Raw genomic sequence first — 21,339 nt, forward strand, 5'->3', positions numbered from 1 at the left:
TGTAATTTATTCGAAAGGGAACGAAAGGGGGCAGAGCCTAGGCCTACGGCCTTCGGTCTGCCCCGAGATGAGTAGGCTCGAGCCTCGATAGAAGTGCCTCTACTACTTCTTGGCCGTTGTAGCAGCAGGAGCTCCCTCCTTGATGCCTAGCTCAGCCTTTACCTTGGCCGTGATATCAATAGCATCGGCACCCATAGTCAGCATCAAGCCAGACTCCATCACATAGGTAATTCCTTGGCTATCGGCTACCTTCTTGATAGCAGCTAAAACTTTCGCCTGAATAGGGGCAAGCAGTTCACTCTCCTTCTGACGGAGCTGCTCCTGGAGCATTTGGTACGAACGCTGGATGCGGCCCTGCTTCTCACGAATGTCTTCCTCACGGATCTTGCGGCTCACCTCAGAGAGCTTGTCCCGCTCCTCTACAAAGGCCTTGACCATCTTGTCGAGGTCATCGCTCATCTGCTTAATATCAGCCTCTGACTCCTTGCCCAACTTTTGGAGGACTTCGTCAGCAGCCTTAGTATCGGGCAATGCCTGCATTACTTCTTGCGAGTTTACAACCGCAATCTTCTGCTGAGCCATAACTGTGAGTGGCAATGCAAGCAGCAGGGACATCAATAGTTTTCTCATTGTCTTGATAGAATTGATTAGAGTGATTATTTGATTGTTTCTATATTTCTAAAGCACCCGAGGGCCAAAGATATTCATTATTTACTTAACACCCAGCAGCGAGAGCACATGTGCGCTCATATCTATCGAGGGATCAGCATAGACGATCTTCGAGCTAGAGCGATCGATGATGATCTGATAGCCTTCCTTCTCAGCCAAGGCCTTGAGGGCTGTCCAAATCTTCTCCTCGATGGGCTTCATCAGCTCCTCTCGCTTCTTGGCGAGCTCACCCTCGGGCGAGAAGAACTTGCGCTTGAGCTCGTAGGCCTCCTTCTCTGTAGCGATGATCTCCTGCTCACGGGTACGCTTCAGTTCGCCCGAGAGGCGAGCGGCATCGTCCTGATAGCTCTGATAGAGCTTCTGTGCCTTCTGCTCCAGCTGTTTGACCTGCTTCTGCACCTTCTCGGCCATCTGCTCCATAGTCTTATTGACCGTCTCATGAGCAGGGTGCTTGGAAAGGATGTACTGCATATCGACCAACCCTACCTTTTGGGCACTTAGGCTACCCATAGTTAGGAGTACAAGGGCAAAGGCCCAAACCAATTTCTTCATAGTCTCTTACCTTTTGCTCCTCGAGCCCCCGTAGGGTCTCAAGGAAGATTTAACTTAGTTTAAAGATCTCTACCGATGAGGAAGTGAACGTTGCTCCCCCCTCGCTCGCTAAATGGATTGGGGCGATCGAAGCCGTAACCCCAATCAATACCCAAAAGACCAATCATAGGTAGGAAAATACGTACTCCTACCCCAGCCGAACGCTTCAGATCGAACGGATTGTAGTGGCGGATCTCTCGCCAGGCATTACCCGCCTCTAGGAAGCCCAGTACCCAGATCGTAGTAGACTGTTCGAAGATCAGTGGATAGCGCAGCTCCATCCCTGCACGAAAGTAGGCATAGGCGAAGTCATAATTGCTTCCAGCGATAGAACCATTCTTGTAACCACGCAGTCCAATGGTCTCGTTCATATAGCTAGACATAGACGAAGACATCATATCTCCCCCCATGTAATATGTACCAAACGGAGAACGCTTGTATTTATTGTAGCTGTTGATGATTCCCCCATCCATTCGGGCCATCAGTACGGGAGTACGCTTGACAGTCATGGGGTTAAGCAGGGGCACAAAGACCTTGCTCGAGAAACGCCACTTGTGATACTCTAGGAAGCGATAGCGATCCGAGGGGTTGAGTTTAGGATTGGAATAGTCCGTCTTGTCAAAAAGAGAGTATGGTGGTGTCAGAGAGAGCGATACGGAGAACTCTGAGCCACTACGAGTGAAGAGAGGATTGTCCGTAGAGTTACGCTCGAGGCGAAGCTCAAGGTTGATATCGTTGGCAGAGCCGTGGTGAAAGTCCTCGAAGGTGTTGTAGACCCAGTTATTGAGCCTATAGTACGTATAGTTGAGCGAGCCATAGATCTGAAACCAGTTGTCCGGCCAGCTGAGGCGACGACCATTACCAATAGAGAGGCCCAGCATCGTCAGGGACTTGTCCGAGTCATAAGCATTCTCGTAGAGGGCTGTCCCCATGCCGCTATAGGCATCGTATGCCTGGTAGCTATTGTATCCTCCGTAGCCATAGCCTCCATAACCATACCCCCCATACATCCCATAGGGGTTGTAAAGGCCGATGTTGCGAGCCTGGTCGCTGTAGTAACGCTGGTCAATGGCCGTAGTCTTAGACCAGTAAGCACTTACGTTGAGCAGGTTAGGACGCTTCTTACCGAACCAAGGATCGGAGAAGGTTAGGCTCAACTGATGGTAGTAGCGGGCATTGGTCTGCCCCTGAATGGAGAGCTTCTGTCCATCACCTTGAGGGATGATCCCCTTGTACATACTTGGGCGGAAGAGATTCTGAATAGAGAAGTTCGAGAAGGTAAAGCCAATGTTACCAATGAGCCCCGTCTGACTCCAACCGAAGGAGAGATTCATCTGGTCATTGCTCTTGGGCACAAGGTCGTACTCGATGTCCACAGTCCCATTCTGAGGGTCGGGGACGGTCTTGGGAATAGATTTTTCGGCATCGAAGTGTCCGAGCTGATTGAGCAGGCGGTAAGAGTTCATCAAGTCCTCCTTACTGAAGAGCTTACCAGGCTTGGTGTAGAGCTCTCGACGCACAACATCCTCGTAGACCATATCGTTGCCTCGGATCTTCACTCGGCTGATAGTAGCCAAAGGCCCTTCGACAATACGGATATCAAGCGAGACAGAGTCTCCCTGCACACTAGTCTCTACGGGGTCGATACCAGCGAAGATATAACCGTTGTTGAAGTAGAGGTTGCTCACAGCATCCTCATCCATGTGCAGACGTTCTTCGAGACGCTTTTGGTCGTAAACATCACCTGAGCGAATACCAAGCAGATGGGTGAGTACATCTGTGGGATACTTTGTATTTCCGACGAAGCGAATGTCCTTGATATAGTACTTGTGTCCCTCGGAGAGATGGAGGTAGATATCTACCTTACCATCAGGACGACGGACAATGCTATCAGCCAGGATTTCAGCATCTCTATAGCCATGCTCGTGATACTTCTTGACGATGTTTTGCAGGTCGTTCTTATACTCTGTATCGACGAGCTTCTTGGCACTAAAGATCTTGAGCAGGCTGGTCAGCGCTCGACCTCGACTGAGGGAGAAGCCCTCGTTGGTCTTCTTCATCGCCATACGGAGCTGATTGTCCGTAAGGGACTTATTCCCCTCAAAGTATATATTTTTGACCTTGGTCTTGCCACTACGATCAATCTCAATCTCTAGATCAATAAATCCCTCTTCGCTGGAGCTCTTACGCTGCACGATATTCATCTTCATCTCCCGATAGCCCTTCTCGTCGTAGTACTTCTTGACAAGCTGGCGTGTGCGGTCGAAGATATTGGGAGAGACTTGAAGTCCCTTGCGCAGGCCCAGCCTCTTCTCCAGCTCCTCTCTGTCGCTGCGAGAGATACCCGAGAGGGTTACTTCATTGATGCGAGGGTTCTCCGTCAGCTGGATCTCGATCCAGGCATAGTTGCCCACATACTTAGAGATTAGGATACGGGCATTGGAGAAGTAGCCGTACTGCATATAGCGATTGACAGCATTGGTGAGTGCCATCCCAGGGATGTCGATAGTCTCACCCACAGAGAGCCCCGAGAGGCTCTTGAGCAGGTAGGCATCATAGCTCGTAGAGCCTGATATTTTGACATCGGCGATGATCTTACGTGTCGGGAAGGCATAGTCAACCGTCGGGGCATAAGTCGTCTTACCCTCGATGGTGAGTGTATCTACTACAACCTTTTCAGCCGTACCCTGCGCCAGAAGCGTCGCTGAGCCGAGGCTGCTGGCCAGCAGGCAGAGTGATAGGAATCTGTACATCTCGTATATCTAAAATGTCTTTTCGTTTCTGTAAAATATTATTCTTCTTCGGACAGAGCCTGTACCTGCTCGCTGGTCTTGCCCCAGCGTCGCTCACGCTCGTTGTAGTCCAGGATAGCCATCCGAAGATCCTCCCTACCGAAGTCTGGCCAGTAGGCATCCGAGAAGTAAAGCTCTGCATAGGCCCCCTGCCAAAGCAGGTAATTGCTAATACGTCGCTCGCCTCCAGTACGGATCATCAGATCCAACTCGGGCAGATCGGCCGTATCGAGCAGCCTTGAGATATGCTCCTCGGTAATATCTTCGGGCGAGAGAGCTGAGGAGGCCACTTGAGTAGATAACGCACGTACAGCCCGAGTTATTTCATCACGGGACGAATAACTTAGGGCCAGCACGAGGTTGATGCGGGTATTGTGTGCGGTTTGCTCTATTACGCCGAGCAAGGCCTCTCGAGCCCTATCGGGTAAGCGGCTTAGGTCGCCAATGGTACGTAAGCGCACGCCCTCGGAGATCAGCTCGGGGGTCTGTGCATGGACAGCCGTAACGACAAGCTCCATCAGGGCATCGACTTCGTCTTGGGGGCGATGCCAGTTCTCCGTACTGAAGGCATAGACCGTCAGTACCTCAACGCCAAACTCCACAGCATAGCGAAGCACTTCACGCAGGTTAAGATAGCCCTGGACGTGGCCCTCACTACGCTTCAGCCCTCTAGCCTTGGCCCATCGGCCATTACCATCCATGATGATAGCCACATGGCGAGGCCCTCGGAGAAGATCCTGCTCTCTACTAATCTGTCCTAACATATATACTTGGTCTTATCTCAAAATATAGCTACCTGCAAGAGCCTCAGTGAAGGGGAGACGCACAGGCGATGGGATCAATTTAGAATTCGTTCTTCAGTGGTACTCCGCGCCACACCTTGGCCGAGGAAGAGGGGGCTGACACTCCCTGTAAGAGGAAGAATGCCTCCTGGGCTTCATCAACCCAAGCAACCACAGGCATACGGGCGAGAGCTCCGACCTCGATACCCTTGAGAGCTACTTCCTTAGCATCGTTCCAGCTAAGGCCTCGGTCAGTAGAGACCCAAATCTGCATCCCCTCGTTGGTCGTCTCGATGCTGTAGAACTGATTACTCCACTCCACGAGCGTAGCATACTTAACCCCTGGGACAGTGCTATGGGAGAGCATCTGCCAGTCCTTACCATTGGTTGTGTACCAGGCTGTGCGCTCAGCCCCAACGCCAACCAAATGCAAGCGAGAGCCCGCAGTGGGTGAGAAGCTCCTTACGAGGGTTCGATTGGTCAGAGGGAAGTTGGTAGGGGCGATATATCCCGAGCGTACCACACGGCCAGCTTCATAATAACCATAGGCATAGCGACTCAGTGGATCTTGACCTGCCTGCACCTCACCCTGCGTAGCGGCGAGAAGCAGTGCTAGTCGATCGTGCTCCTTGGGGGTGCGAGCAGGCAATACTCCGAGCAGGGCCTTAGCAGGCTGATCCTGCTCGAGCTTCGTCCACTGACCCTCCTCGAGCTTGTAGAGAAAGCCTTTGGCATCCATGCCATAGAAAGTTGAGAGTCCCTGCTCGACCTGCTCGATTTGCTCCGAGCTCCCGGCTGGCATTAGGTCTAGCTGCTCCCTCCAGCTCCCCTTGCTAGAGGCAAGGGTATAATGTCTCATCCCTGTCGTCGAAAGGGCAAAGAGGTGCTTCACCCCCCCAAGGTCAAACACCCGATTGGCTCGATCACCCAATGAGGGTGTGCCTAGGAAAGCTGCTGCCGTCCATTCCACAGCTAGAGGATTGTACTTGTACTGTCTGATGTCTACCTTGTAGATGTGAGAGAAGGACTTGTTCCCGCCCTTGAGGTTTAGTCGGATGTTGAGCTTGCTCGAGCCACTAAGATCATGAACGGCCTTAGCATCGTACTCCTTGAACTCACTACTCTCCCCCATGGCGACCTCGATCTTGGATACAGGGTCTGAGGCCTTGATATGCAGCTTAATCTTCTTCAACGACCAGCCAAAAGTGATCGGCTGCTGGTTGAAGACCTCTGAGTGCCCCGTGGGGAAGTTGCGAATAGAGAATGGCATAGTGCTCAAGCTTTTATGCTCCTCAGAAGAGATGGAGAAGGAAGATAATCGTAGATCCGAAAGGACGATCTGATCCACTTTGGGCGTATCATCCTTACACGATGAGAGCGCAAGGGGGGCAAGGGCCAGGCCTGCGATCAAAAGTATAGTCCGACTAAGCGTCATAGTTCTATAATCCTAGTTTTTGTAGTCCTGATAGTAGCATCTAGGTGGGAGTATCTACCCCGATCCATATACTGAGTGGCAAAGGTAACAAGAATTTGGCAAGTACTCTGCATCCCCTGACCCACCTTGGCAACTATTATTCGGGGGGAACCCCAGCAAAATCTCCCCAAGAGAGAAGGATTATGTGGAGAAATCAGTCGCAAGCCACCTGAAGAGACCTTAAGCTCAGCTTGCAGAGACAATAGTCCCTCTCTCCCCCACTCCCCAATGGGCTCTCCGAGGCCGGGGACGGAGGCTCATGCTGAGTGGCCAGTAGCATGCTGTCGAGAGGTCTATTGAAGCCTCGACAGAGAGCCTGCTTATGTCTCGAGTGAGGGCCTATTGGGATCGTCATGGAGGTCCTATTTGAGTCTCAACAGAGAGTCTACTTATGCCTCGAGTGAGAGCCTATTGGGATCGTTATGGAGATCCTATTTGAGTCTCAACAGAGAGCCTACTTATGCCTCGAGTGAGAGCCTACTCATACCCCACACGAGAGGCGACCTAGCTCCCAAGCAAGCTCTCCCCGAGACCTCACTCGAGGGCCTATTGGATCCTCAGGAGGATCACTACAGAGTACTCTATTAAGGATAAATCATCCAAATGGCACGACACAGGCAGCATGCTAGAAAGTGATCTTGGTCTGTAGGCGAATGACACTCCGATAAGGTGTATCGAGAGCTCTATCCGTCAGACGATAGACGTAATCGATACGCAGGATATTGAAGATATTCTCTATCCCCAAGCTAGCCTCCAGGTGGAGCTGCTTATCCATTGGCCGAGCCGCTTGGTAGAGGTACTCCATCCCAGCCCGAGGAGTGCGAGCCTGAGCAGACAAATGCCCCCAGTAGCCATGCAGACCCATGACCTCTCTGAGATCAAGGTGCTTGATCAGCGGCAAACGGCTTAGCAGGAGGCCATTGAGATGATACGATGCCTGAAACCTCAGATAGCGGTCTGCGATGTACTCCAGCGGACGAAGCGTTTGGAAGGTGCTGCGCCTTAGGATCCAACCTAGATTTCCTCTAGGCGAGAAGGCTGACGTCTGTGGGGCTTGACCTAGGATGAGGCCAGCATCCAGCTCTACATCCATCCGCCCCAGCACCGAGAGATAGAGTCTTTGGCTGTAGTGGGTCTCTAGATGGGCATAGGTTGTCCGATTGCCAGGAAGCCCCTTGGGATAGAGCTTGAGCGAGAGTCCCATCGAGGGGCGATAACGAGTAACATCTAGAGAACCCTCGGGGCGTACTCGGCGAAACTTCGCTCCCCCGACAGTAAAGCGAGTATCCAGCTCGATAGAGGTCTGCTCGATATAGGGGGTTAGCTGTGGGCGCAGCTCCTCATCCAGGCGGTAGTAAGCCAAGTCGCCCGTTGCAGTCTTGCGGATATACTCGGCAGAGAGAGAGGTACTGAACTGATCGCTCCAGTCCCTAGTATAGTTGATCTGATACTTATCGCCATAAAAACGGACTTTGTTGTTGAAGTTCCCCAGCTGATCCTTGAAGCCATCCTTGAAGAGATGAGGCTCTTCGATCCCAGGGACGAAAAGGTCTCGCATGGCGACAACTGAGAGATGGTGGCGTGGGTGTTCGTTCGCATGATAATCTCGTTGCAGTGGCGTGTAGGTGGCTCTGAGGTAATACTTCCACTGCTCGTCTCGTAATCCATAACCAGCATAGCCCTCGACAAAGAGATGCTGCATCAGACTGGCCGTAGTCATCCCGCCCAGCCTCAAACGAGCACCCTCGAGCGCATTATAGCCTAGGAGCGTCTCGTAGGGCCCGAGATCGAATAGGATCCGCTCCCGCTCTAGGGGTTTCAGGGGCAGGGATAGGAAGCCCGTAGCCATCACTCGACCTAGAGAGCTCAGGGCATTAAAGCCCCGATGTCCCTGGAGATAGGCTACAAAGTCCACAGCTCGCTGTGCTCGAGAGCTCAGCGGCAGAGGTCGCTCGACAAGGCCATAGCTACCAGGCCTGGGCAGCATAGCCTGCTCTCGCTCAGCCTCGGGCAGGGTACTGCGAGGGTCGAGGCAGGCCTCTAGGAGAGCTTCCTCTCCGAATAGGTAATTGTGGTAATCTCGCTCGAGCTCGACCTCTAGGCCCTGCTGGATCAGCCCTGTAGGCTTGAGGACAAGACCAATCGACTTCTTGCTTGGCAGCCAAACAATCCCCCTCGGGCTCTCAACTGGGGCGAAGGAAGTCGATATTTTCATCTTCTCAACCCAGTTCACATTGGACGCTGGCGGGAGGGTCATCTCGACGTGGCGCATCGAGAGTTGCAGGGTATCTATCCATATATACCCATTGAGTCCCGTGCTTCGAGGGTTCATGGGGCGGAAGTGCATGAGGAAGCAGGGTGAGCCCTCGTAGCTGACCGTGTCCTGGATATAATACTTGTAGAAGTGCGTTGCCCACTGACGATTGAGTGGACTGGGGAAGTGAGTCAACAGCAACTCCAAGTTGTTGTCATAGACGTCAAAGTCTCCGAGCAAACCTTCTAGACCATTACTCAGCGTCCCCTCGTCTATACCCGCCTCTATCCCGTAGAGCCTGCGGCCCGTTATCACAGGGTCAAGGCGACTACCCGATCGAGCTGCAAAGATGGTCTGCTTCTCCCTCAACGACAGGGGCATGATATGCGAGGGGGTCAGCAGCGAGCTGTCCCTAAAGCGATCCGCAACCTCAGCCCTCAGGCCAAAGTACTTCGTCCCTGGGGTCGTCCCCAGCTGGGAGATGAGGATCTGCTCGTACTCCCGATACGAATAGTCCTCGAAGGCCTTGATCTGATTGCTATCCTTGGCCGAAATGACTCGCTCCATCAGCATCACAGCGGGGTTGTTCTTGCGCCGATACCGCTCCTTCTTGGGCGTAACAACGAGCGTAGCCAGCTCGTTATGCATCTCCCTCATCACAAGGATTCCCAACCTAGGATTACTTCCTCGCTTCCAAACGTGCTCTAGAGGCTCATATCCGACAGAGCTGATGCGGAGCTTCACCTCCTGCCTGCGAGAAGCCTCAGCAGACAGGACGAGCACGAAACGTCCCTCCACATCACTCGAGACGCCATGGTGCAGGTCTAGCAAGGACACCGAGGCATAAGGGATAGCTTCGCCGCTCACAGCATCGACCACTCGCCCCTTGAGAGTTTGGGCTTCAATGGTACTCTGAAAAAGAAAGAAGAGAAGAAGCAAGAGAAGGGGTCGAGAGGATCGTATTATGGAGATCAGTCTTCCATTCATAGGATGTTCTTTTGCTGTTATGAGGCACGAAAGGATCAGGCTGAGAGGCTTACACTTCTCTCCTCAAGCCCTTACAAGGGCAAGAGTTCATCTCCTCAAGTACTGAGGATTTTCGAGGCCGAGATGAGCGCAGACCCCATGCACATCTTCGGGGTGAAACCAGGCTATCTCAGGGTCTCTCCTCCACCAAGTCATCTGCTTGCGGGCATAAATGCGGGTATTGCGCTGGATCTGACGGATGGCCTCATCTAGAGGGATGAGGCCATCGAAGTGGGCGAAGAGCTCCTTGAAGCCGACCGTATTGAGGGCATTGAGCGAGCGATAGGGGTACACCTGGCGGGCCTCCTCCACTAACCCCTCGGCGAGCATCTCCAGCACACGGGCATTGATCCGCTCGTAGAGCTCCTCCCGAGGTCGCTCGAGACCGATCTTGACTATATCAAAGGGTCGACGGACAGCCTGCCCCGTGTGGTAAGAGCTGAAGGGCCTACCTGTCGAGAGGCAAACCTCTAGACCATGGAGTACTCGCCTGTAGTTGTAGTGGTCTACCCGTGCGTAGTAGGCAGGGTCAAGGAGGCGCAGCTCCCCAAGAAGGGGCTCTAACCCCTCGAGTTCATAACGCTGATAGACCTCGGCCCTGACCACAGGGTCTACATCGGGTATATCGTCAATTCCTCGACAGACGGCATCCAGGTACATCATAGACCCACCTGTCAGGATCACCTCGCAAGACTCGGCGAAGAGCCTCGGGAGCAGCCTCAGTACCTCCTGTTCATAGACCTGAGCACTGTAAGGCTCGTGGATCGAGCGCTCTCCGATGAAATAATGAGGCACACCCGCCCTTGCCTCTAGAGCAAGTGCAGCCGTGCCAATAGGGATCTCTCGATAGATCTGCCGAGAGTCTGCCGAGAGGATAGGAGCCGAGAGTCGCTCAGCCAACGTAAGGCTAAGAGCCGTCTTGCCAACAGCTGTTGGTCCTAGTAGTACAACTAGCCTTGAGCGGCGATGCCCTACCCCCATGCCGCTCTAATAAAGGTCGCTGGCGTCGGGCATATCCAACCCTTCGAAGCCCTCAGGGTCAAGCTCATCAAGATCTATTCCCTCCTCGGAGAATAGCTCATCATCCAGCCCTCCGCCAGCAGTGCCTCCGCCGACACTACGGGTCTCGGCAAACTCCAGGCTGGAGGTCTGCTCGGGGGCATGCCCCTCGGAAATCGTCGTAATAGGTGCTTCGAGACTCTGGCCAGGGATCAACTCCACCAGCTCGATGAAAAAGCCTCGCTCGCTGAGCATATCGAAGACGAAGAGCAAGTGCTGCCCCTTGTCCTCGAGGAGCTCCTCCAGGCGAGTGCTCTCCATGAGGTAGCTGTCGTATTCAGCCCCCATCCCCATGTCCATGAGGGTGATTTCCTGCTCCTTATTCCAGTCCTCATCACAGAGATAGAAGGTCGTCATCTCGCTCTGTGAATAGCCGACAGTCGAGAGAATATGGTTATTCAGCTCCAGGAAGGTGGCTTCTGAGTCTATCTTGATCTCTCGACGGAAGAAATCGTTCTCGTCCGAGAGCATGAGCAAACGATATACCATAATATTTTTCGATTTACATTACTTAGAAGAATTGCCCCTACCCCTGAGCCAGCAGCTGTCGAAAAGCATGGGGTAAGAAGCTAGATAGATCTCCTCCGATCAGTGGAGCTTCGGCATATTTGCCTACATAAATATCCCCTGCTAGACCGTGCAGATACACGCCAAGCACCGAGGCCGTAGACGAAGGATACCCTTGAGCTAACAGGCCAGCAATAGAGCCGAGCAAAACCTCATCGCTCCCTGCCGTGGCCATGCCCGGATTGCCCGTGGAGTTGAAGATTACATTCCCCCCCTTGAGGCAGACTGCCGTATAAGTACCCTTGAGGACGACATAGATCCCCAGGCGAAGGGCCAAGGCTCGAACATAGTCAATCCGCTCGAGATCACTATTGAAGTGTGCCACGAGCTCACGCAAATCCTCCGAGGAGAAGCAAACGACACTATGCTCGGGGGTGAGCTCTAGCAGTTGCCCATAACCTACCTGACGCCGACGATACATGCCAGCATCAATCACGATCGGATAGCGGGCATTTCGGAGCAATAGCTCTAGAGCCTCATCCGACAAGACCTCAGGCCCTAGAGAGCTGCAGAGAGCCATCCCTCGATACAGATGGAGCTCCTCAGAGATACAAGAGTAGCTGTCCACTACTCTAGCCTCCCTCAGTAGAGGCCAAGCCCCTAGAGTACCCGAAGGGAGCAGCATCGTGGCATCGCCCGAGCCTACACGCAGAGCAGCCTCAGAGGCCAAAGCGACCCTCCCGATGCATCCATCACTCCCTCCGCACATCAATACTCGACCAAAGTGCTCCTGCGAAGAAAAGCTAGGCCTCACCCGAATAGTGCGGGCCATGGCTTGGTCGGTGGAGAGGTACATCTCAGCCTCCCCCTCCTCATACGCTCGCTCGTCTAGAGCAATCTCGATGAGAGACCATTGGCCCACATAGGGCGCATACTCCGAAAGCAGGCATGGCAGCCTAGGAGTACCCAATACGAGGGTACGATCAGCCCTAAAGATATGATCAAGATCCATCTGACTCGAGGGCTGAGAGAAGAGCCCAGAGGGCAGATCAATGCTCACCTTGTGGCATCGGACACTATTGAGCCAGCATACCAGCTCTCTATAGCCACCCTCTAGAGGACGGAGAAGCTCTGATCCCACAAGAGCATCGACCACAACATCACTTGGGGCAAGCATCGGTACGTCGAACTGAGCATAGACATCCTCCAGGGCCACACCAGTACCCGATAGACGATTGCGTTGCTCCTGACAGACTGGGCTGATCGTCCCAGATCTATAGATCAGATAGACATACACTCTATAGTTTCGCTCGGCCAGCAATCGGGCCAAGCACAGACCATAAGCTCCATGATCCTCTGCCCCAGCAAAGACATACACATCGTGGCGAGCTGCGTGATAGTGCCGCATGAACTCATAGAGCAGACCAGCTCCAGCTCGCTCTACGAAGTCTGCACCTGACAGACGTTGCCTCTCTTGAGTCTTCAGAAGCAACTCTTGATATTGCCCTCCAGTAAATATCTTGAGCATATCTCTAGTATGAGGTTACGGGGATAGCCTAATTAGTCCATATTACCTCGTACAATTCCCCTCTCCGAGGAGCGAACGAAGTCGATAATAAAGTCTCTCTCGGGGCTCTCCTCAACCTCCCTCTCGACCGCTACGAGGGCATTAGTTGTATTGAGACCTCGCTGATAAATAATGCGATAGGCTTCATTAATCCGATAAATCTGCTCGTTGGTAAAGGCTCTACGTCTGAGACCTACGATATTGATTCCACAGTAGGTAATCGGATCTCTCCCTACAAGGACGTAGGGGGGGATATCTTTGCTGATGCGAGAGCCCCCCTGGATCATAACATGCTGCGAGATCTTCGAGAACTGATGCACCAAGACACTGGCACTGAGGATGGCATGATCGTCAATCTCCACCTCTCCAGCGATCTGAGAGGAGTTGCCTATGATGATGTGATCTCCAAGCACACAGTCGTGAGCGATGTGGGCATAGGCCATCAGTAAGCAGTGGTTACCTATGACCGTCTTGCCCCTAGAGGCTGTACCTCGATTGACTGTAACGCACTCACGGATCTGACAGTCATCTCCGATGATTGCAAGGCTCTCTTCGCCTGCGAACTTTAGGTCTTGGGGAATTCCAGAGATAATGGCCCCTGAGTGGATCTCGCAGCGACGACCGATACGAGCCCCCGAGCGAATTACTGCTCCGCTGCGAATGATCGTATCGTCTCCGATCTCTACATTATGTTCGATGAAGGCGAAAGGCTCTACTATAACCCGCTCGCCGAGCTTTGCCTCTGGGTGTACACTGGCCAAAGGGCTGATATTGGGATAAGACATGCTTTACTTATTCTTTGCGATCTGTGCCATGAATTCTGCCTCGCAGACCAGCTTTTCACCAACGAAGGCAAGACCTCTCATGTGAGCCATACCCCGCCTCATCTCGGTAAGCATCTTGAGCTTGAAGATGAGCGTATCACCAGGCACGACCTTCTGTCTAAACTTGACATTGTCGATCTTGAGGAAGTAGGTCGAGTAGCTATCAGGCTCTTCGATGGTGTTGAGGACGAGCAAACCTCCGACTTGGGCCATGGCCTCAACCTGCAATACTCCTGGCATTACAGGCTCGGAGGGGAAATGTCCTTGGAAGAATGCCTCATTGCCCGAGACACTCTTCACCCCAACGATATAATCCATCCCCATCTCAATGATCTTGTCCACCATGAGGAAGGGGAAGCGGTGAGGTAAGAGCTCCTTAATGCGGTTGATATCGAGTACTGGGGGCTGATTGGGGTCATAGAGAGGAGCTTGGCTCTCATTCTGCTTAATATCCTTGCGGATCTTAGCCCCCATCTCATTGTTGATCTTGTGCCCAGGGCAGAAGGCGATGATGCGCCCTCGGATAGGCTTGCCAATGAGGGCAAGGTCTCCGATTACATCAAGGAGCTTGTGGCGGGCTGGCTCATTTGGGAAGATGATAGGAGCATTGTTGATATAGCCCAGCTCTGGGAAGCTCTTGGACTCCACCCCCATGAGGTGGCATAGCTTGTCGAGCTCCTCCTGCTCCATCTTGTGGTCATAGATGACGAGGGCATTGTCGAGGTCTCCTCCCTTGATCAGGTTGTTAGCAAGCAGCTGTTCGATCTCTCGAACGAAGACAAATGTCCTCGAAGAGGCGATCTCGGAGGCGAAGTCGTCCAAGGTATCGAGAGAAGCGAACTGATTGGACAGGACCTCAGAGTCGAAGGAGATATGTACATCGACACCGAACTTCTCGTCAGGCAGCAGCAGGATGCGAGACTTGCCATCGGCAGAGACAACCTCCTGACGCTGCTTGACGATATAGTAGTCTCGACGAGCCTCTTGCTCTACGAGACCTACACGACGGATAGCCTCGACATAAGCCATAGCACTCCCGTCTAGGATGGGGAACTCAGGAGCATTCACATCAATGATACAGTTATCAACGCCCAAAGCATAGAGCGTAGCCATCGCATGCTCGATGGTACTCACGCTGGCCTCTCCCTTCTTCAGGACAGTGCCGCGCTCCGTTCCCTTGACAAACTCCGAAAGGGCTGGGATCTCGGGACAGTCCTCCAAATCTACACGACGAATGATACGGCCAGTCCCCGCCTCGGCAGGGTGGAAGGTAATCTCAATATTCAGACCCGTATGCAAGCCTTTGCCAGAGAGCGAGAAGCTCTCCTTGAGTGTCATCTGTTTTTCCATATTGTTATACTTGTGCTTTATGTCTTATTCTTTTTGATTGTTTCTCAAGCTCTTGAGCTCTTTCTCGAGCTGCCCCACCTTGCGATGGAGCTCTGGCAGACGGGCTAAGATAGCATAGCTACGTAGGGCAGTACTTGCATCCATAGCAGGAGAGCCTAGCAGCGTACGATCACTCTTGATATTGCCTATGACACCCGTCTGTCCGCCGATTTCCACTCGATCCTCGATCGTAAGGTGGCCTGCGACACCAACCTGACCACCGAGGCGACACCAAGAGCCAACGTTGCTACTACCAGCCATACCGACCTGAGCAGCCATAACCGTATGCTCTCCGACCTGGCAATTGTGAGCGATCTGCACCATATTGTCCAGCTTCACACCACGCTTGATCACAGTACTTCCCATGACTGCACGGTCAATACAAGCATTAGCCCCAACCTCTACGTCATCCTCTATAACAACGTTACCCAACTGGGGTATCTTGCGATAGCCCTCAAGACTGGGGGCAAAGCCAAATCCATCCGCTCCGATCACAGCCCCAGAGTGTAAGATGCAGCGATGACCAATCGAAACCCCGTGGTAAATAACGACATGGGGATAGACGATGCAGCCCTCACCCAGGGTGCTCCCTCTACCGATATAAGCCCCTGGATATATACGTGTTCCTGAGCCGATCTTGACACCGGGCTCAACATAGGCATAAGCACCGACATAGACATCGGGGGCAAGGGTAGCCTCGTCCGAAATGACAGCACGAGGGTCAATTCCCTGGGGTTTGTGCTCTATCTGCTCGGCCACAAGTTGCATGAGCTGAGCTAGAGCCGCATAAGGATCTGAGACATGGATGAGCGTCGAAGCAATGGGTTCTCGAGGCTCAAAGTCCTCTCGAACAAGGATAATACTAGCCGCCGTAGTATAGGCGAAGCTCTCATACTTAGGATTGGCAAGGAAGGTGAGATCTCCTGCCACGGCCTCCTCTATCTTCGCAAAGTTGCTTACAGAGACGGAGGCATCCCCAGAGATGCGGCCGTCGATCAGCTGAGCGATCTGTTGGGCTTGATATTGCAGCATTCGTGATTTGTGTCTACTGAGCTATTAGGCCTCTATAAGTTTACTTTTGATGAGTATCTCGGTCATCTGACGGCGCAGCTTCTGCGCCTCCTCGGCTGCAGCAGAGGCAAAGCTCTCGCTCGAGTCTGCGTAGATAATACTGCGAGAGGCATTGACCAGGAGACCACAGTGGTCGTTGAGACCATGCTTAGCAACCTCCTCGAGGCTACCATGCTGAGAGCCTACGCCCGGAACGAGTAGGAAATGATCGGGGGCGATTGCACGGACTTGCTCTAGCATAGAGGCTTTGGTTGCTCCTACGACATACATCAGGTTGTCGGCTGTCCCCCAGTCTTGGCTCTTACTCAAAACTTGCTCAAAGAGGTGCACGCCCTGATCGTCCTTGAGTAGTTGGAAGTCCGAAGCCCCCTCGTTTGAGGTCAGAGCCAGGAGGATAGCCCACTTGCCAGGATATTGGAGGAAGGGCATCACACTGTCTGCCCCCATATAGGGCGATAGCGTAATGGCATCGACCCGCACATGCTCGAAGAAGCTGCGGGCATACATCTCCCCCGTATTACCAATATCTCCTCTCTTGGCATCAGCAATAATGAACTGATCGGGATAATTCTTCTGAATATAGGCCACTGTCTTCTCAAAGGATTGCAGGCCAAAGGAGCCCATACTCTCGTAAAAAGCAAGATTGGGCTTATAAGCCACGCAAAGGTCTGCCGTAGCATCGATAATACGCTTGTTGAAAGCGAACAATGGGTCATCGTCCTCGAGGAGGAACTGAGGGATCTTACGAATATCCGTATCCAGCCCAACACATAGGAAGGACTTCTTTCGTCGAATATTTTCAAATAGCTCTTGTCTAGTCATCGTGTAGTTTGTCTTTTAGGGATTTAGATTTACAATGCAGCCTCCTTCATGCGTTCGATATTCTCTGCGATGATCAGCTCATCGATGATGGGCTGCACCTCACCATTCATGATCGCAGACAGATTGTACAGGGTTAGGTTGATACGGTGATCTGTTACTCGTCCCTGTGGATAGTTGTAGGTGCGGATCTTGGCCGATCTGTCTCCTGTAGAGACCATCGTCTTACGCTTGGCAGCGATGGCCTCGTTGTGCTTAGCCAGCTCTATATCATAGAGCTTGGTGCGCAGCATCTGCATGGCGAGCTCTCGGTTAGCCAGCTGTGTACGGGCCTGCTGGCAAACCACGACAATGCCCGTAGGCTTGTGGGTCAGCTGCACCTTGGTCTCGACCTTGTTCACGTTCTGCCCCCCAGCACCTCCTGACCGGGCCGTCTGCATCTCGATATCTGCGGGGTTAAGGACTACATCGACCTCCTCGGCCTCTGGCAGGACAGCGACGGAGGCAGCAGAGGTATGCACACGCCCCTGCGTCTCTGTGGCTGGGACTCGCTGTACACGGTGTACACCGCTCTCATACTTGAGGATGCCATAGACACCCTCGCCTGAGACGGAGAAGATGATCTCCTTGTACCCTCCAGCCGTTCCTTCGGTGAAGCTGCTCACCTCACACTTCCACCCCCTATTCTCACAATAGCGGACGTACATCTTGTAGAGGTCTCCGGCGAAGATGGCGGCCTCATCACCTCCAGTCCCTCCACGGATCTCCATGATGACATTCTTCTCGTCCTCGGGATCCGCAGGGATGAGTAGGAGCTTGATCTCCTCCTCGAGTGCTGGGATGCGCTCCTCAGCCTCCTGGATCATCTCCCGGGCCATGGTGCGTAGCTCGGCATCGCTCTCGCTCTCCAGGGTCTCTCGCCCCTCCTGGATATTACCCAGCAGGTTGCGGTACTCCTTGCCCTTGTCCAGGATGCGCTCGAGGTCACGATACTCCTTGCTGAGCTTCATGAAACGCTTCTGGTCGGCTATAACATCTGGAGCAGTGATGAGGGAGGAGACCTCCTCGAAGCGGATCTCCAAGCCCTCTATGCGTGCCAACAAATCGTTCTCTGTAGACATATATAATATAAAGTATAGTGCAGACTAAAACCTATAGTCTCGTCATTTTAATAGTTCAAGTCTCCGTAAGGAGAGCGGATCAGTAGACTATTGCTCTCAGCATCCTCTACATGGCCTACGATCTGAGCTGCTACGCCCATGCTCTCTGAGATCTCGATGATGCGAGCGGCATCTTCGGGGGCGACATAGAGCTCCATTCGATGGCCCATGTTAAACACCTTGTACATCTCCTGGGCAGGAGTGCCACTCTCCCTATGGATGAGGTCAAAAAGAGGAGGCACGGGCAAGAGGTTATCCTTGACAATGCGCTTGCCCTTGACAAAGTGCATGACCTTGGTCTGCGCCCCTCCAGAGCAATGCACCATCCCATGGATGCGGGGGCGCATCTCATCCAGTACCTGCTTGACAATAGGGGCATAGGTGCGTGTAGGAGACAGGATCAGACGACCGGCATCCAGTCCCGTGCCTACTACCTCCTCGGTGAGCGAACGGCTACCACTGTAAACGAGGGACTCAGGGACGGCTGCATCGAAGCTCTCCGGGTACTTCGCCGCCAGGGCATGCTCGAGCACATCATGACGAGCAGAGGTCAGTCCGTTGCTACCCATCCCACCATTGTAGGCTGCCTCATACTTGGCTTGTCCGTAGGAGGCTAGGCCTACGATAACGTCCCCACCAGAAATGCGGCCGTTGTCTATGATGTCTGCTCGCCTCATGCGGCAGGTAACAGTGCTATCGACGATAATGGTGCGCACGAGGTCGCCCACATCTGCGGTCTCGCCTCCAGTAGAATAGGCGTTGATGCCCCAGCTCCGAAGCTCAGAGAGCAATTCCTCGGTACCATTGATAATCGCCGAGATAACCTCTCCTGGGATGAGGAGTTTGTTGCGGCCGATCGTCGAGGAGACCAGGATGTTGTCCGTCGCCCCGACACAGAGCAGATCGTCAATATTCATGATCAAGGCATCTTGAGCAATGCCCTTCCATACAGACAGGTCGCCCGTCTCACGCCAGTACATGTAGGCTAGCGAAGACTTCGTACCCGCTCCGTCTGCATGCATGATGTTACAGTACTCAGGATCTCCTCCCAGTATATCGGGGATGATCTTGCAGAAGGCACTGGGGAATATCCCCTTGTCTACATGCTTAATCGCATTGTGTACGTCCTCTTTACTGGCTGAGACGCCTCTCTGTATATATCTATCTTCCATAATACTCTATCGCTGGGCTGATACTCCTTATTGTACTATCTCAGACGAATGGTATCACCCTCCTCGGGGACGTACTCTTCGTCTAGCTTGTTCAGTCTGTATAATCTACTTAGTTTGATCCCGTAACGCTGGGCAATCGAGTGCATCGAATCCCCTACCTGAACGACGTAGTTCATATACTGCTTGGCAGCTCGAGACTTTTTGGGTTGTAGGTAGACCACATCTCCTTTATTAAGGGGGTAATCAATGGGGGCATCATTATATTGGGCGAGCTTACGAGCGGAGATACCCATATCTTGGGCAATATCCTCAAAGCTATCATCCAGCTCTGCGATCACATAGACCAGCCCGTAGCTCATGTAGGTCGAACGGGACAAACGACTGGGTATCTGCCGTGCCCCTCCTTTACCTGAGCGACCCTTGATCCACCGAGGCAATGCACCCTCATCCAGGGCATAGAGCTCATAATCCTCGATGATCTTGATCAGCTTGTTCGCATAGCCCTTGTTCGAGGCATAGCCAGCACTCTGAAGACCCTTGGCCCACCCCTTATAGTCTCCGTACTCGAGGGTGAATAGATCTTGATAACGCTCTCTCTCTTTCAAGAAAAGCGAATGATCCTCATACGAATCTTCCCACCGAGCATAGCTTCGGAAACATTCGTCTCGCTTATCATCTGTACGATAAGTTTTCTTCCCTGTCCAGTCTTGATGGCACTTGATGCCAAAGTGATTATTGTTTACGGTGGCCAAAGTGCTCCTACCAGCCCCTGTCTCAAGCAGCCCTTGGGCGATCTTGATGCTGGCCGGGATGCCATACTTATCCATCTGATGCTGTGCCTCCTTGTAATGACGCAGGATATAGTCAGCGAAGACTTGCTGACGCACAACCTGCTGAGCCTCTGCACTCCCTAGGCTACAGAGCCAAACCGACAACGCTAGAACGGCAGCGATGTATCTATTTCTCCTCATAATTATTGGCACTTAAAACTCTCTGCATCAGACACAAGACGGAGAAATGGCTTCCAACAGGATAGTCATTTGCATAACCATAGACTCCCCTCGTGCATCGCAGCATAACGAAGGCAAAAATACTAATTTATCCCTAATCCCCACACAGACAGATCGAGATGCGACCTGGAGCGGCCTGCCAATACCCGCCCAGCGAGAAGGGCTAGAGCCCTCTTGATCGACCCTCCACAAAGAGAGTAATAGGAGATCAGCAGAGATCTCAATAGGCACATGAAGGAGACCCAAGTAGGATCGTCATCGAGACTCAAGTAGGGCCTCGATCGAGATCTAAGTAGGATCGAAGATGAGACTCAAATAGGATCGAAAATGAGAGCTGGATAGAGCCTCAACAAAGAGGTAAATAGGAACAAAGCAGAGGGGCTTCCGAGAGCCCATCCGAGAGACTACTAGGAGCTCGACGATTCCCTACCCGAGTGCAGGGACGAGAGGATGGGTATTCTCGAAGCAAAGAGCAAATGTGTACCTTTGTGTGCCTGCCACCGTACAAGAGCGGCAGACCCTCATCACTTCACAGAACAACTCTTCCCATTTATGATCGCATACCTCAAGGGAATCTTTGTGGATCTCTCCCCCACGAACCTCATCGTCGAATGCTCAGGTGTCGGCTACTCGGTAAACATTTCGCTGACCACCTATACAGCCCTCTCGGGCAAGAGTGAGGGTAAGATATTCGTTACCCAAATCATCCGAGAGGACGCCCATCTGCTCTACGGCTTCTACAGCCTCGAGGAGCAAGAGCTCTTCCGCCTGCTTACCAGCGTCTCGGGAGTAGGGCCCAATACTGCTCGGGTGATCCTAAGCTCTTATCAGCCTCGAGAGCTCTCGGCCATCATTTCCCTCGGACAAATTGAGCCGCTCAAGGCTGTCAAGGGCATTGGCCTGAAGACTGCCCAAAGAATATTGGTCGATCTCAAGGGCAAGATCGTCTTGCCAGAGGATGGCGAGGTGCTCATGAATGCACCCAATCTAGCCATTCACACTGCTGAACGTAATGAGCTCGAGGAGGAAGCCATTGCAGCCCTCAAGATGCTAGGCTATCCAGAGCAAGCAGCTGCCAAGGTCATCAAACAGCTCCTCAAAACTGATCCCGAGGTAGAGGTTGGCGAACTCATCAAGCAGAGCCTCAAGATGCTCTAAGCTCCCGTACTCATC

General features: G+C 52.8%; 17 protein-coding genes. 1 reads left to right on the forward strand and 16 read right to left on the reverse strand.

Translation table 11 applies throughout. The features are described from left to right. Positions 1-102: 102 nt before the first annotated feature. From HQ37_RS00575 to HQ37_RS00650, 16 genes are all read right to left on the reverse strand, one after another. Complete coding sequence (locus HQ37_RS00575) at positions 103-630, reverse strand: OmpH family outer membrane protein (protein ID WP_081951698.1); 528 nt, start codon at positions 628-630, stop codon at positions 103-105. A gap of 81 nt (positions 631-711) precedes the next feature. Further along, entirely contained in the window at positions 712-1,221 is a 510-nt protein-coding gene (locus HQ37_RS00580) for an OmpH family outer membrane protein (protein ID WP_036878792.1), read from the reverse strand. 59 nt (positions 1,222-1,280) lie between these two features. Further along, positions 1,281-4,013 carry an outer membrane protein assembly factor gene (locus tag HQ37_RS00585; protein WP_036878795.1) on the reverse strand — a complete coding sequence of 911 codons (2,733 nt, stop codon included), beginning with the start codon at positions 4,011-4,013 and terminating at the stop codon, positions 1,281-1,283. Positions 4,014-4,051: 38 nt separating this feature from the next. Continuing rightward, positions 4,052-4,816 carry a polyprenyl diphosphate synthase gene (gene uppS, locus HQ37_RS00590; RefSeq protein WP_036878799.1) on the reverse strand — a complete coding sequence of 255 codons (765 nt, stop codon included), beginning with the start codon at positions 4,814-4,816 and terminating at the stop codon, positions 4,052-4,054. 79 nt (positions 4,817-4,895) lie between these two features. Continuing rightward, positions 4,896-6,269, reverse strand: coding sequence for a DUF6242 domain-containing protein (locus HQ37_RS00595; protein ID WP_255358238.1), 1,374 nt, complete (start codon positions 6,267-6,269; stop codon positions 4,896-4,898). Positions 6,270-6,933: 664 nt separating this feature from the next. Beyond that, complete coding sequence (locus HQ37_RS00600) at positions 6,934-9,549, reverse strand: DUF5686 family protein (RefSeq protein ID WP_036878805.1); 2,616 nt, start codon at positions 9,547-9,549, stop codon at positions 6,934-6,936. An 87-nt stretch (positions 9,550-9,636) separates the two neighbouring features. After that, positions 9,637-10,569, reverse strand: a complete 933-nt coding sequence (miaA, locus tag HQ37_RS00605) for a tRNA (adenosine(37)-N6)-dimethylallyltransferase MiaA (protein ID WP_036878808.1) — start codon at positions 10,567-10,569, stop codon at positions 9,637-9,639. Between the two features lie 6 nt (positions 10,570-10,575). Then, the gene (locus HQ37_RS00610; protein ID WP_036878811.1) at positions 10,576-11,136 is read right to left on the reverse strand and encodes a hypothetical protein; all 561 of its coding nucleotides are present in this window, start codon (positions 11,134-11,136) and stop codon (positions 10,576-10,578) included. Between the two features lie 37 nt (positions 11,137-11,173). Continuing rightward, entirely contained in the window at positions 11,174-12,682 is a 1,509-nt protein-coding gene (locus tag HQ37_RS00615; RefSeq protein WP_036878814.1) for a bifunctional ADP-dependent NAD(P)H-hydrate dehydratase/NAD(P)H-hydrate epimerase, read from the reverse strand. Positions 12,683-12,714: 32 nt separating this feature from the next. Then, positions 12,715-13,506 (reverse strand): acyl-ACP--UDP-N-acetylglucosamine O-acyltransferase, encoded by a 792-nt coding sequence (lpxA, locus tag HQ37_RS00620; RefSeq protein ID WP_036878816.1) that lies wholly within the window; start codon positions 13,504-13,506, stop codon positions 12,715-12,717. A gap of 3 nt (positions 13,507-13,509) precedes the next feature. Continuing rightward, positions 13,510-14,895 carry a bifunctional UDP-3-O-[3-hydroxymyristoyl] N-acetylglucosamine deacetylase/3-hydroxyacyl-ACP dehydratase gene (locus HQ37_RS00625; protein WP_036878819.1) on the reverse strand — a complete coding sequence of 462 codons (1,386 nt, stop codon included), beginning with the start codon at positions 14,893-14,895 and terminating at the stop codon, positions 13,510-13,512. A gap of 24 nt (positions 14,896-14,919) precedes the next feature. Then, complete coding sequence (lpxD, locus tag HQ37_RS00630) at positions 14,920-15,963, reverse strand: UDP-3-O-(3-hydroxymyristoyl)glucosamine N-acyltransferase (protein WP_036878966.1); 1,044 nt, start codon at positions 15,961-15,963, stop codon at positions 14,920-14,922. 27 nt (positions 15,964-15,990) lie between these two features. Then, positions 15,991-16,827, reverse strand: coding sequence for an orotidine-5'-phosphate decarboxylase (gene pyrF, locus HQ37_RS00635; RefSeq protein ID WP_036878822.1), 837 nt, complete (start codon positions 16,825-16,827; stop codon positions 15,991-15,993). 29 nt (positions 16,828-16,856) lie between these two features. Next, positions 16,857-17,945 carry a peptide chain release factor 1 gene (gene prfA, locus HQ37_RS00640; RefSeq protein ID WP_036878824.1) on the reverse strand — a complete coding sequence of 363 codons (1,089 nt, stop codon included), beginning with the start codon at positions 17,943-17,945 and terminating at the stop codon, positions 16,857-16,859. A 47-nt stretch (positions 17,946-17,992) separates the two neighbouring features. Beyond that, on the reverse strand, positions 17,993-19,159 hold the full coding sequence (locus HQ37_RS00645) for an AIR synthase related protein (protein ID WP_152566741.1): 1,167 nt from the start codon (positions 19,157-19,159) through the stop codon (positions 17,993-17,995). A 32-nt stretch (positions 19,160-19,191) separates the two neighbouring features. Beyond that, positions 19,192-20,127 carry a glucosaminidase domain-containing protein gene (locus HQ37_RS00650; RefSeq protein ID WP_036878831.1) on the reverse strand — a complete coding sequence of 312 codons (936 nt, stop codon included), beginning with the start codon at positions 20,125-20,127 and terminating at the stop codon, positions 19,192-19,194. Positions 20,128-20,718: 591 nt separating this feature from the next. Between HQ37_RS00650 and ruvA the strand changes: the two genes are divergently transcribed. Further along, positions 20,719-21,324, forward strand: a complete 606-nt coding sequence (gene ruvA / locus HQ37_RS00655) for a Holliday junction branch migration protein RuvA (RefSeq protein ID WP_036878833.1) — start codon at positions 20,719-20,721, stop codon at positions 21,322-21,324. The last annotated feature ends 15 nt before the right edge of the window (positions 21,325-21,339 follow it).

Source organism: Porphyromonas sp. COT-239 OH1446 (genome assembly GCF_000768875.1).
GTDB lineage: Bacteria > Bacteroidota > Bacteroidia > Bacteroidales > Porphyromonadaceae > Porphyromonas.

What these genes read in the sequence shown, in the direction of transcription:
- HQ37_RS00580 (WP_036878792.1), bottom strand. Translation starts at nt 1,221, where the DNA reads ATGAAGAAATTGGTTTGGGCCTTTGCCCTTGTACTCCTAACTATGGGT.
- uppS (WP_036878799.1), bottom strand. Translation starts at nt 4,816, where the DNA reads ATGTTAGGACAGATTAGTAGAGAGCAGGATCTTCTCCGAGGGCCTCGC.
- lpxA (WP_036878816.1), bottom strand. Translation starts at nt 13,506, where the DNA reads ATGTCTTATCCCAATATCAGCCCTTTGGCCAGTGTACACCCAGAGGCA.
- HQ37_RS00600 (WP_036878805.1), bottom strand. Translation starts at nt 9,549, where the DNA reads ATGAATGGAAGACTGATCTCCATAATACGATCCTCTCGACCCCTTCTC.
- ruvA (WP_036878833.1), top strand. Translation starts at nt 20,719, where the DNA reads ATGATCGCATACCTCAAGGGAATCTTTGTGGATCTCTCCCCCACGAAC.
- HQ37_RS00625 (WP_036878819.1), bottom strand. Translation starts at nt 14,895, where the DNA reads ATGGAAAAACAGATGACACTCAAGGAGAGCTTCTCGCTCTCTGGCAAA.
- HQ37_RS00650 (WP_036878831.1), bottom strand. Translation starts at nt 20,127, where the DNA reads ATGAGGAGAAATAGATACATCGCTGCCGTTCTAGCGTTGTCGGTTTGG.
- HQ37_RS00585 (WP_036878795.1), bottom strand. Translation starts at nt 4,013, where the DNA reads ATGTACAGATTCCTATCACTCTGCCTGCTGGCCAGCAGCCTCGGCTCA.
- HQ37_RS00615 (WP_036878814.1), bottom strand. Translation starts at nt 12,682, where the DNA reads ATGCTCAAGATATTTACTGGAGGGCAATATCAAGAGTTGCTTCTGAAG.
- HQ37_RS00595 (WP_255358238.1), bottom strand. Translation starts at nt 6,269, where the DNA reads ATGACGCTTAGTCGGACTATACTTTTGATCGCAGGCCTGGCCCTTGCC.
- HQ37_RS00575 (WP_081951698.1), bottom strand. Translation starts at nt 630, where the DNA reads ATGAGAAAACTATTGATGTCCCTGCTGCTTGCATTGCCACTCACAGTT.
- miaA (WP_036878808.1), bottom strand. Translation starts at nt 10,569, where the DNA reads ATGGGGGTAGGGCATCGCCGCTCAAGGCTAGTTGTACTACTAGGACCA.
- pyrF (WP_036878822.1), bottom strand. Translation starts at nt 16,827, where the DNA reads ATGACTAGACAAGAGCTATTTGAAAATATTCGACGAAAGAAGTCCTTC.
- prfA (WP_036878824.1), bottom strand. Translation starts at nt 17,945, where the DNA reads ATGTCTACAGAGAACGATTTGTTGGCACGCATAGAGGGCTTGGAGATC.
- HQ37_RS00610 (WP_036878811.1), bottom strand. Translation starts at nt 11,136, where the DNA reads ATGGTATATCGTTTGCTCATGCTCTCGGACGAGAACGATTTCTTCCGT.